The 11999-nt window shown below is 34.8% G+C and carries 11 protein-coding genes; 1 reads left to right on the top strand and 10 read right to left on the bottom strand.

Annotation, left to right across the window (positions count from 1 at the left end; translation table 11 throughout):
- The 10 genes from A3854_RS09630 to ccoG all read right to left on the bottom strand — a co-directional run.
- Positions 1 to 1969, bottom strand: a 1969-nt coding sequence (locus A3854_RS09630; RefSeq protein ID WP_180378665.1) for an Mbeg1-like protein, incomplete at its 3' end; no start/stop codon positions are given.
- Positions 1970 to 2572: a hypothetical protein gene (locus tag A3854_RS06825; RefSeq protein ID WP_084041846.1), complete on the bottom strand. Its 603-nt coding sequence runs from the start codon at positions 2570 to 2572 to the stop codon at positions 1970 to 1972.
- A 147-nt stretch (positions 2573 to 2719) separates the two neighbouring features.
- Positions 2720 to 2857 (bottom strand): diadenosine tetraphosphate hydrolase, encoded by a 138-nt coding sequence (locus tag A3854_RS06820; protein ID WP_084041845.1) that lies wholly within the window; start codon positions 2855 to 2857, stop codon positions 2720 to 2722.
- Entirely contained in the window at positions 2858 to 3553 is a 696-nt protein-coding gene (locus A3854_RS06815; RefSeq protein WP_257639885.1) for a tRNA 2-selenouridine synthase, read from the bottom strand.
- 27 nt (positions 3554 to 3580) lie between these two features.
- A complete protein-coding gene (locus A3854_RS06810; protein ID WP_084041844.1) occupies positions 3581 to 3808 on the bottom strand; it encodes an ATP-binding protein in 228 nt (75 codons plus the stop codon).
- A 16-nt stretch (positions 3809 to 3824) separates the two neighbouring features.
- Positions 3825 to 5207 carry an efflux transporter outer membrane subunit gene (locus A3854_RS06805; protein WP_084041843.1) on the bottom strand — a complete coding sequence of 461 codons (1383 nt, stop codon included), beginning with the start codon at positions 5205 to 5207 and terminating at the stop codon, positions 3825 to 3827.
- A complete protein-coding gene (locus A3854_RS06800) occupies positions 5197 to 8322 on the bottom strand; it encodes an efflux RND transporter permease subunit (protein ID WP_084041842.1) in 3126 nt (1041 codons plus the stop codon). The genes A3854_RS06805 and A3854_RS06800 overlap by 11 nt, the downstream gene beginning before the upstream one ends.
- A 10-nt stretch (positions 8323 to 8332) precedes the next feature.
- Positions 8333 to 9490 carry an efflux RND transporter periplasmic adaptor subunit gene (locus A3854_RS06795; RefSeq protein WP_084041841.1) on the bottom strand — a complete coding sequence of 386 codons (1158 nt, stop codon included), beginning with the start codon at positions 9488 to 9490 and terminating at the stop codon, positions 8333 to 8335.
- Between the two features lie 108 nt (positions 9491 to 9598).
- Positions 9599 to 10225 carry a TetR/AcrR family transcriptional regulator gene (locus A3854_RS06790; RefSeq protein ID WP_084041840.1) on the bottom strand — a complete coding sequence of 209 codons (627 nt, stop codon included), beginning with the start codon at positions 10223 to 10225 and terminating at the stop codon, positions 9599 to 9601.
- A gap of 30 nt (positions 10226 to 10255) precedes the next feature.
- Complete coding sequence (gene ccoG, locus A3854_RS06785; protein WP_084041839.1) at positions 10256 to 11581, bottom strand: cytochrome c oxidase accessory protein CcoG; 1326 nt, start codon at positions 11579 to 11581, stop codon at positions 10256 to 10258.
- Positions 11582 to 11719: 138 nt separating this feature from the next.
- Here ccoG and rpsU point away from each other — a divergent pair, with 138 nt between their 5' ends.
- Positions 11720 to 11932: a 30S ribosomal protein S21 gene (rpsU, locus tag A3854_RS06780; RefSeq protein WP_009294994.1), complete on the top strand. Its 213-nt coding sequence runs from the start codon at positions 11720 to 11722 to the stop codon at positions 11930 to 11932.
- Positions 11933 to 11999 lie beyond the last annotated feature (67 nt).

Below are 11999 nucleotides of genomic sequence, written 5' to 3'. Positions count from 1 at the left end.
CCTCTGCTATATCCACTCTATTATCTCGTAGTATCGTTATATTTTTATAGATGTTTTTGCTATAAGAGAAGTATTTACCAAGCTCATTTACATCTATCTTTTTTTCAAATACAAATAAATTCAAAGCACAAATAGCCACTAGCATATCTATATCGTCAGCTCTAGCATCACTTACTATCTTTGTCGCATCTAGTTTATTTAGATCATCTATATCTAGTATCTTTACTAGATGTGCTTCTTTGTTGCTATTTTTATCTATGTTGCTGCCTAAATTTTCTATTATATACCCGACCATATCTTGCTTAAAATTTTCATCACTAAATTTGCCATATTCATAAAAGAGATTTAAATAAGCATAAAAGATATATAAAGGCGTATCTAGCATAGAAGCATCACTTATATCATCTATATTTACATCCAAATTTAACTTCGATCTTATGCATTTTAGTTTAAATTTAAGCGACTGGATATATTCATTTAGATAATCAAGTGCTTCAGCTATATCTTTACCCTCTATCTTGGCTTCATTTTCTTTGTTTTCCAAGAGATAGCACAACATATATAAAACCAAAACGCTCTCTTTTAAAAAGTGAGATCTAATTAATATATTCACCAAGTGTCTATTCTCGGTATTTTCATACTTTACTTCGCCAGTTGTATCTATGCCTAGCTTATAGCCTAGATCAGATATTACTGAAAAGGTAGGTTCTATCAAAACAGCTACATCTTTTGAAAAGCTATCTTCATCTCTATTTATACTTTGTTTAACGCTCTCTACGTGATGTATTTCTATGTCTATATCTTTTTCTTTGCTAGCTTTATTTATATTAGAGCTCACCTTTTTATCTGCAAGAGTCTTTTGAGCCTGTTCATTATTTTTAACTACATCTACATATTCATCTACGCTGCTCTTATCATCTTTAAAGCCAAACATGCCTTTTATCTTATTAAAGACCGAGCCTACCATCTTTCCTATAAAGCCATCTTTATCTATGACTCTTGCTATCCATCTTGCACCTTTTGCTATGGCTTTAGCCACAAAGCTAAGAAGCCTTAAGCTCCAAGTAAAAGCTGAAGCTAATATACCACCATAAATTCCTGGAGCGTTATAAGTATAAAGTTCTTTTACTCCGCTATCTTTGAAAGTTACTGCATATATTTGAGCTAGATGACCTCCTAACGAGTGACCTGATAAAATGATGTCTTTGGCGGTGTTATCTAAGTTACTTAAGTTTTGACTATGAGAATTTATAGCTTCTTGCATAGAGGACTGAAGTGATTTTAAGGCAGATATTTGCATAAGTGCTCTTGATGTGATGGCCATAAAGGCATCATCTAAGAGATCATTCATTTTCATCTCTGTTCCTCTAAAACCTATGATATAGTTTGACTTAAGCGTGTCATAAAATATAGTTGAGCTAAAACCCGATTTTTGATTAGGTATGTGCTTTACTAGCTCATAGCGATTAACAAAAAGTTTTGTACGAGGAGAGAGTTTATAAATTTCATCTTTTCCAACAAGCAATCTCTGCTCTTTTGTATCTTTGTCATAGTAGATAAAATTTTTAACATCGTTATCTATTTTTGTATCTTTTATTTCTCCATTTTTACCAACTGGCTTCTTAACTACTTTGTCAGCCATAAATCTAGCTTCTATGCAAAGAGCATAAGCGGTAGGATCACCAAAATTCCTACCATTGTTTTTTGCTTTCTCAGAAAGCTCCTCTATTGTGTCACCCTTGATAACATCATCTGCATATCTCCAAACAGGCTTTTTTATTTCATCTTCTCTATAAGAATTTACAATATTTTCAAGGACATTATCTTTACCAAATTTATTATAAAGCTCATCAAGTCCATTTCTTTCATTCTCAAATACATTATGAAGCATTGCATAACTTGCATCAGCTATATCAATATAGTCTTTAAAGCAATTTATTAGCTCTTTATTTGATTTTTTAGTTTGCACTTACTTGTCCTTGTTTGCTTTTATAAATTTGTTGTTTATTAGAATGAATTTGTTTCCACCACCAAGACTTTCAAAGCTGTTTTTCTTAAAGCTAAATCCTCTTCCTTCGTCACCAAATAGTCCATACTGTGTTTTTACTCTTTCATAAACTACAGTACATGAAATTTGAACTATATTATCCTCTTTATCTTTGTAATATAAATTTGAAAATATCCAAGGTTCATATTTTTTTAAATTCTCATGACCTATGAAATTATAAATTTTTTCATAACAACTTTGTGAAATTTTACTAGATGTTCCACCTAGAAAATACGGTTTACCATTTGAGAGGGTTTGAGGGAATTTTTGATCCATGATTTCTAGGTCAGCTCTTTTAAAATTTCTTTTATTATTTTTAAAGAAATCATCCATATAATCGCTTCTTTCTTTTTCTCTTCTCTCTATCTCATCAACAAATTTTTGATTAAATATATATATTCCACCATATTGTTTAGCTAAGTTTTCTAGTTCAGAGTTACTTATCTTTTTATTTGCTTGATTAGCTGAGCAAGCTATTAAGAATATACTTGTTAGAAGTAAGAGTGTTATAGCTAGAAATTTCATTGATTATCCTTTTATGTTTGAAATTTTAGTTTGGATATTTTATTGTTATTGTATTTATAATATTATTAATTTATTATGTGCTGTTTGGGGTTTATTAAAATTTATTATGCAGATAAAAGTTTATTTCAAGTATTTTCATAACTTAGTTCATTTATCATAAAGCTCATCAAGTTCATTTCCTTCATTCTCAAATACATTATGAAGCATTGCATAACTTGCATCAGCTATATCAATATAGTCTTTAAAGCAATTTATTAGCTCTTTATTTGATTTTTTAGTTTGCACTTACTTGTCCTTGTTTGCTTTTATAAATTTGTTGTTTGTTAGAATGAATTTGTTTCCACCGCTTACCGGAACTATACTTTTTTTACTAAAGCTTATTCCCATTCCTTCATCTCCAAATAAGCCATATTTAGTACTATATGTTTCATAATAAACATCTATGCTTATAGGAACTATTTCTCCATTATCATCTACATATAATTTTCCTAAATCTAAATATGGTTTTTCTTTGTTAAAATTTTCTAAACCTATAAACTCAATTATTTTATTTATATAGACTTCAGAAGTTTTGGCTTTCTTACCAGTTTGGTTTTCATAATTTATCCAGCGAGTGTAGTATTTTTTGCCATTTGAGAGAATTCGTGGAAGTTTTTCATTAATAGGCTTTGGATCAATAGCGTAAAGCCCATCACCCAAATCTCTACCTTTCATTTTTTTACTTAGCTCTTTTCTCTCAGCTTCTCTTTTCTCTATCTCATCAACAAATTTTTGATTAAATATATATACTCCACCATATTGTTTAGCTAAGTTTTCTAGTTCAGAGTTACTTATCTTTTTGTTTGCTTGATTAGCTGAGCAAGCTATTAAAAATATACTTGTTAGAAGTAGTAATATAAATGCGGTAAATTTCATAAATAAATTTTTAAAATAAATAATCAAAAATCTAAGAATTTTACACAATGAAGTCAAGAAGTTCATCTAAGGATTTTGTCCTTAGATGAAAGATTAAGATTTTTTGATCGCTCTAATAGGAATAACAAATATTGCTGCGATCACATAAAAAGCAATACAAAAAACAGTCGCCATCATAAATATCTCACCGATATCATAAAAGCTTGACTCAAGCCTAAATGTATCAACGTAATTTATCGCAAACCACAATGCTACGCCAAGAGCGATAGCAAAAACGAAAAAACCCCAAGAAAACAAGAAATTTAATATCTTAGTTCCCAATTTCTCTCCTTTTTAATTATTTTTCTAACCTAAAACCGCCACCAAAAGCTCTATAAACTTCGACTGCGCTATCGACCTCATCAAGCTTTGCTGAGACGTCTTGTAATTTTGCTTGAAGCAAATTTCTCTGCGCATCAAGAAGCTCTAAATGTCCAATGTAGCCAGCGTCATATTGCTCTTTAGCAAGCGAATAAATTCTTTGTTGGGATTTTAGCAAATTTTTCACTTGTTCCAAAGAAATTTTTGAATTTTGCCTTGAAACAAGCGCATCTCTTACTTCGCCAAGAGCCGATTTTACCGCTGCCTCATAATTAACAGCAGCAATTTGTTCATTTGTTTTAGCCACTGCGACATTATTTTTTGTCCTACCAAAATCAAAAATTTTCTGTGCTAAAGAGCCACCTATGCTCCATGTATTGGCATTTCCAACAAAGATATTTTCAAAATCAATACTTGAAAAGCCAAAAAGCCCAGTAAGTGAAATGCTTGGAAAATACTCAGCCCTTGCAACACCGATAAGTGCATTTGTAGATTTTAGATCAGCCAGTGCCTTTGCCACGTCGCTTCTTCTTAGCAAAATTTCAGAGCTAATGCCAGCACTTATCTCGGGAGAAGCTGGTAAATTTTGCGAGCTAGCAACAGCTCCACCTAAAATTTCATTATTACTTTTACCAGTCAAGATGGCTAGTGAAGTGATAGCTTTTGACTTTGCATTTAATATAGAAGTAAGATTGGTCTTAGCGCTTTCTACTGCTGCCTTACTTTGCAAATAAGTCATCTCACTTATGCTTCCAAGATCAAGCTGTGTTTTGCGAAGCGCTAGCGTGTCTTCATAGGTTTTTAAAGTCTCTCTTAGCACAGCTTCTTGCATATTTAATGAAACTAACGCAAAGTAGCTTTTTGCAACACTTGAGCTAAGGCTAAGCCTTGCGCTATCGTAGTCAAATTTGGTTGCATTTAGGCTTTCTTCGGCCGCTGCTACATTATTTCTTACCTTACCCCAAAGATCGATCTCATAATTTAATCCTAAATTTATATCTGATTTTCTATAACGAGTTTGTGGTTGCTTAGTATATGTTTCACCGCTACTTTTTGCTTTTTCGTAGCCTACATTTAAATTTATACCAGGAAGCAAATCCGCCTCAGCTACGCCAAGGTTTGCTTTTGCTTTCTCTAAATTTAAATAAGCAACACGTAAATTTGTATTTTTCTCAAGTGCACTTTCTACTAGAGAATTTAAATTTTCATCGTTAAATTCTCTCCACCAAAGATCCCTTATATCGCTTGTCTCATAAGTGTAAGTAGATGTGAAATTTGTATCTACATTTGGCATATCTGGACGAAATGAGCAACCAGCTAAAAACGCCGCCGTTATAAGTATAAACGCCTTATTTTTCATCTTTTTTTGCTCCCTTTTTCCAGTATTTCTCGTTTAAATTTTCAAGCAAATAGTAAAACATTGGCACGAAAAATATCGCTATCGTAGTTGAAGCGATCATACCACCAACCACGCCAGTTCCTAGTGAGTGGCGAGATGCAGCGCCTGCGCCTGTGCTTATAACCATCGGGAAGACGCCCAAGGTAAATGCGATTGATGTCATTACAATTGGTCTAAAGCGAAGTCTAGCTGCATTTATCGCTGAGTCAAAGATACTCTTGCCGCTATCACGCTCTTGCATAGCAAATTCTACGATCAAAATGGCGTTTTTAGCCGCCAGACCGATGAGTAGCAAGAGCCCGATCTCAAAGTAGATGTCGTTTGTTAGCCCTCTTATCCAGACTGCGAGCAATGAGCCAAATACCGCAAATGGCACGGCTGTGATAACCGCAAGTGGAATGAGCCATCTCTCGTACTGAGCTGCAAGGATCAAAAAGACAAATATCATACCAAAGATAAAGGCGACTGTGCCTGTTCCTTGAGAATTTACCTCTTGATACGCCGTTCCCGCCCAGCTTATAGCGTAGTCCTCGCTGCTTAGCGTGTCATTTACGACCTCTTGGATCGCTCTTATCGCATCACCTGATGTGTAGCCAGGTTTTGGATCGCCCATGATCTTAGCTGATGGAAAGAGGTTAAATCTATCAACGATATCAGGTCCAATCGTTCTTGTAAGTGTTGCTACTGAATTTAGTGGCACCATGCCGCCATCATATGAGCGGACGAAAATTTTTCTTAGATCCTCAGGATTATTTCTAAAACTTTCCTCAGCTCTTGCATATACTCGGTAAGACTTACCAGCAAGATTGAAGTCATTTATATAGTAAGAGCCAAAAGTAGCTGCTACCGTGCTAAAAATTTCGCTCTCACTTACGCCAAATAATTTAGCTTTTTCTTTATCAACTGTTATCTTAAACTGACGATAATTTGTCTCAAGCGTAGTTCTAACATTTGTTAGTTCAGGTCTTGCATTGGCTATTGCTGATACTTTTCTAGCGTCTGCTTCTATCTCATTGTAGCTCTTACCGCTTTTGTTTTGCAGATACATCTCAAAGCCACCAGTCATTGATAGACCCATAATAGGCGGTAAATTTACAACGAATGTCATTGAGTTTTTTGAGCTCCAAAGCATACCATTAAACTGGCCAGCTAATGTATCAGCTCCATTGTTAGCGCCTTTTCTCTCACTCCAATCTTTTAGCTTTATAAAGCTAACGGCTGAATTTTCCCTAAGCGAGCTAGCTAGTATGTCATAACCTGCAAAAGCCATAGTGAACTCAACATTTGGATTGCTTAAAATGGCGTTGCTAATTGAGACTACTTCTTCTTTTGTCTTTAGCATATTTGTTGAAGGCGGAAGTGAGGTGATAACCATTAAAGCACCCTTGTCTTCTGAAGGCACAAGCCCTTTTGGAACCTTTTGAAATAGGCCATACGTTGCAAATCCCATTATGCCAATGACTATAAAGCTGATAATGACGTGTTTTAAAATTTTTGCCACGCCTGCTGTAAATAGCCTAGTGCTAAAGTCAAAGAAATCGTTAAATTTCTGAACTATCCAAAATGGCTTGTTCTCTTGCTTTTTAAGCATAACCGCACAAAGTGCTGGCGTAAGAGTAAGAGCGACAAAGCCCGAGATACAAACAGCAACAACAAGTGTTAGAGCAAACTGCTTTTGTATAACACCTACAAAGCCCTCCATAAACGAAACTGGCACGAAAACTGCGCAAAGCACGAGTACGATAGAGATAACCGGAGTTTGCACCTCCTCCATTGCTTTAAATGTCGCGTCTTTTACGCTTATATCTTTATCTTCATGTAAAATTCTCTCGACATTTTCTATGACGATAATAGCGTCATCTACGACTATACCGATGGCAAGGATCAGGGCAAAAAGTGTGATCAAATTTATACTAAAGCCCATCACATAAAGTCCGCCAAATGTACCTATGATAGATACTGGCACGGCAAGCATCGGAATGATAGTCGCCCGAAAACTTTTTAAGAAAAAGTACATTACGATTAAGACGAGTACCATAGCTTCAATAAAAGTTTTTATAACCTCATCAATTGAAACATCTATAAATTCTGTTGGATTGTAAGCTATGGTGTGCTCTAGGCCAACAGGATAAGTTTTCTTTAGCTCGTTAAGCTTTTCTTTTACAGCATTTGCGGTAGCAAGAGCATTCGCATCGTTTTGTAAAAATAGCAAAAGAGGAATAGCCGGTTTGCCGTTTAACATCGCGTCGTTAGCATAGCTAGCTGCTCCAAGCTCTATGTTAGCTACATCTTTTAGCTTCAACACTGATCCATCGGAACTTTTAATTATTATATCACCAAACTGAGCTGCATTTTTAAGACGTCCATCGGTACGAACAGAATAAACATAAGGATTACCACCATCCGATGGCTGTTCGCCTATCTTGCCAGCAGCGTATTGTGAGTTTTGAATTTTTACTTGAGAAATGACGTCGCTTGGAGTTAGTTTAAAATGAGCTAGTCTATCTGGCTTTAGCCAAATTCTCATAGAATACTCTTTAGTACCTATCAATACTGTATCACCTATACCACTAACCCTTTTTATCTCATCAGCAATATTTAAATTTACATAGTTATATAGTTCGATCAAATCCATATTTGGATTTATAAAGCCAACAACTTGAAGGATCGAGCCACTTCTTTCGCGCACCGTTACGCCCATATTTTGCACCTCTTGAGGCAATCTTGAAAGGGCAGCTTGCACGCGGTTATTTACATCGATCGTAGCTTGTTTTGACGATGAGCCGATCTTAAAATATACGCTTATATTCATCGTACCAGCAGAGCTTGAGGTGCTTTGCATATATAGCATATTTTCAACGCCATTTATCTGATCTTCGATCGCACTTGCGACTGAGTCGGCGATAGTCTGCGCATCAGCACCGCTATATGTCGCACTTACAGAGACAGTAGGCGGTGTAAGGCTTGGATACTCCTCTATTGGAAGCCCTTTTATACCCATAAGACCAGCGATTACTATAATGATAGATATAACGGTCGCAAATATCGGGCGGTTTATGAAAAATCTTGAAAACATCTATCTGCCTTTACTTGCTACTTGTAGCGTTTACATCTTTGTTTAAGAAATTTGCGCTTAGGTCTTTGTCAGTTTCAACTGGTGCGCCAACTCCGATTTTAAGGAAGTTATTAACTATTATCTTATCGCCCTCTTTAAGACCATCAGTCACTACGACCATATCTTTTGTTTGGTAGCTAGTTTTTACATTTTTTTGGCTTACTTTGCCATCTTTTACAACTAAAACATAAGAGTTTGTAGCGCTTTGTTGAAGGGCAACTTGTGGGATGTTAAAGGCATTTTTTTGAACAAATCCGCTCATCTTTATATGACCAAATGCACCTGGTAAAATTTTACCTTCACTATTATCAAAACTAGCCTTTGCCAAAACGCTACCAGTTGCAGTATTTACGACGTTATCTATAAAATTTACTTTACCATTAAAATTTTCGCCATTGACACTTAACACAGCATCACTATTTAGCTGCTGCCATGAGCCGTTATCCAAATTTGTCTTTCTAGTTAGATTATCCACATCAGCGATATAAAATTCTGCTTCAATAGGATTTATTTTTGTAAGTCTTACAAGTTTTGTTTGGTTTGCTATGACAAGCGAGCCAACATCTACTTGATTATCGCCCACTACACCGTCAAATGGCGCTGTGATAGTCGTGTAACCAAGGTCGATTTTTGCATTTTTTAAATTTGCTTTTGCACTTACTAAATTCGCATTTGCAATGTCATAAGCTGCAACTGCTGCGTCGTAGTCTTTTTGAGATACTGCATTTTTCTTATAAAGGGCAGAAATTCTTTTAAACTCGGTCTCGGCATTTTTCAAATTTGCATTTGCTACGCCGACAGCTGCATCAAGTGAGTCAAAGCTAGCTTGATATTTTTCTGGATCTATCAAAAATAACTTATCACCCGCTTTTACTTTACTTCCTGGCTTGAAAAACTGCTTTATGATAGTTCCGCCAACTTTTGGATAGATAATAACATCTTGACTACTTGTAACCGTTGCGGTGTAATCAAAACTAATAGGTACGTCTGTTTTTTGTGCGATAAAAATATCCACATGAGATAGCAGCATCTGGCGACCTGCTGCCGCTTTATTCTCTTTATTTTCAAAACAACCACTTAGAAATAAAACTGCAACCGAAAGCACAAGAGCACTTTTAAAATTTGCCATAAAAACCTCTCTTAATTTTAAATTTTAATATCATATTTAGTTTTTGTAATAATTGTTACAAAAATTTAAAGTTCTCGATTCTATTAGAAAACAAATAAAAAGTCAATTTTATTTTTTACTAATTCCATTTAAAAACAACTCAACACACAAACCAACATGCTTTTTACGCTCTTTTTCACTAAGCTTTGGTTCTTCATTTATCAAAAGCGAATCGTAGTAATAAGCTCCTATCTCACTTTGTATAAAGTACTTTGCAACAAATTTGGCTGAAAATTTTGAATCAAGTTTGGCTTTTATCTCATCTCTTTCAAAGAAATTTATAAGCACAAGATCGATCTTTTTTAAAATTTGATCCAAAAACGTCTTACCAAGTTTGCCGCCATTTTTAGAACCTTCGCTCATCATTATCCTACCAAGAGAGATATGCCTTTTGCTGCAAACGATAGAAAATATTATGGTTGCAAATTTGGTTAAAAATTCCTCCAAGCTATGAGAAATTTTAAGATCTATTTTCTCATCGATCTCTTTTATAAGGCTATCTATCTCTTGCTCAACGATCGCCTCAAAAAGCCCCTCTTTGTTCTCAAAAAATGTATAAATGCTAGAAAGCGATCCGCCACTTATCGCTACAATGTCGCTTAAGCTTGTCTTTTCGTATCCTTTTTCTAAAAATAGCTCAAGTGCTGTTTTTACGATAAGTTCGTATCTTTTTTTACCCTTTTCTGAGATCGCCATCTTGCTTCCTGTTAAATTTTTGCCATTTTATCATCTTTTAGGATAGATAAAAGTACTTTGCCTTTGCACGCTGATAGCTGGCTCGTCAGTGGCATAGGCTTTTATATTTATATGTTTTAAAAGATCTTTATCGCTTAAATTTTCATTTTTTGATTTTAGCGTGACGATTACTCGTTGTTTTGCGCCAGCTTTTAATATAAATGGCTTATTTGGACGAGAAATTTCTATATTCTTATCATCTACTTCAAAGTAAAAGGCATGCTCTTTATTTTGTGTATTTTGCACCAAAAATACGTAAGAATTTTCAACTTCATTTTCACCTAAAATTTTATAAAGCTCGCTTGTTCTATTTATGTTTAAAAGCATACTTTCTTTTTTGCCACCCATCAATACCCCAGCTGTTAAGACAATGCCCAAAATGACAAGATAAGCAACCGTTCTAAAGCGTAAAATTTTGACTCTTTTTTGCTCTTTTATAGAGTTTATACTTCTCCACTCAATAAGCGAGCTTTCATCAAAATGCTTCATCACTTTAGCGCAAGCATCGCTACACTCTAGACAATTTATACATTCAAGCTGCATACCTTTTCTTATATCAATGTGCGTCGGACATATCCTCACGCATGCCTCGCAGCCAGTACATAGCGCACCCTCTTCTTTTGGCTTTTTAAATTTCTCTTTTCCATTATAGATTACGCCGCCTCTTTTTTGGTTGTAAATAACTTGGATCGTATCGTTATCAAACATCACTGATTGCACCCTAGCGTAAGGACAAACATAAATACAAAAATTTTCTTTTAAAATGATGACATCATAAACTAACCAAATAGCGATGACAAGCCAAAATGCAAGCAAAACTCCATGTTCGCTTGGCTCTTTTAAATAAGCAAAAAAATCAAGCGGTGGCACAAAATACCATAAAAAATTTGCCGAAATAACAAGAGCTAAAACACACCAAATTCCAACTGCTAAAGCACGCTTTAAAATTTGTCCTTTTGGCTCATTTTGCTTATTTTGGATATTTTTTCTGATCTTTAAAATTTTAGTTTGCAAAAGGTCACGAAATATCGTTCTAAAAATAGTTTGCGGACAGCTCCAACCGCACCAAACGCGCCCTGCAAGTGTCGTTAGAAAAAATATGCTTAAGAACAAAATGATAAACAAAAATGGCAATAAGTAAAGCTCTTGCATATCAAATTTTGTAAAAAAGAGATCAACTCTACTTTTATCAAAACTTAGCAAAAATAGCTGCGCATCATTTACTCTGATAAATGGTAAAACAAAGACAAATAGCGTAATACAGGCGAAAAAAATGTAACGCCTCTTGGCGTAGCTAAGATGAGAATCCTTTGACATAATAAGCCTTTTTTGAAATTTTATGATTATAAAGCTTATGGCATTAAAAGAGTTTTAAAAAAAAATAGTTAAAAGCTTAAATTTATGAAAATTAAACTATACTCACGGCTTATTTTAATCTGAAAGGTGGTGAGGACGTTGCCTGGTATTAAGGTACATCCTAACGAGTCATTTGACGAGGGTTATAGAAAGTTTAAAAAACAAACTGACCGTAACTTAGTAGTAACTGAAGCAAGAGCTAGACGCTTCTTTGAGCCTAAAACTGAGATCCGCAAGAAACAAAAAATTGCTGCTCGCAAGAAAATGCTTAAACGTCTTTATATGCTTAGACGCTACGAGTCAAGACTCTAAAACCAAGACAAAGAGGGCTTTGCTCTCTTTGTTTAACTCTTCTTTTAGCCTTATTTTTTTATAATCA

It is taken from the genome of Campylobacter concisus (assembly GCF_002092845.1).
Lineage (GTDB): Bacteria > Campylobacterota > Campylobacteria > Campylobacterales > Campylobacteraceae > Campylobacter_A > Campylobacter_A concisus_AQ.
This window is presented reverse-complemented; position numbering and strand designations above follow the sequence as displayed.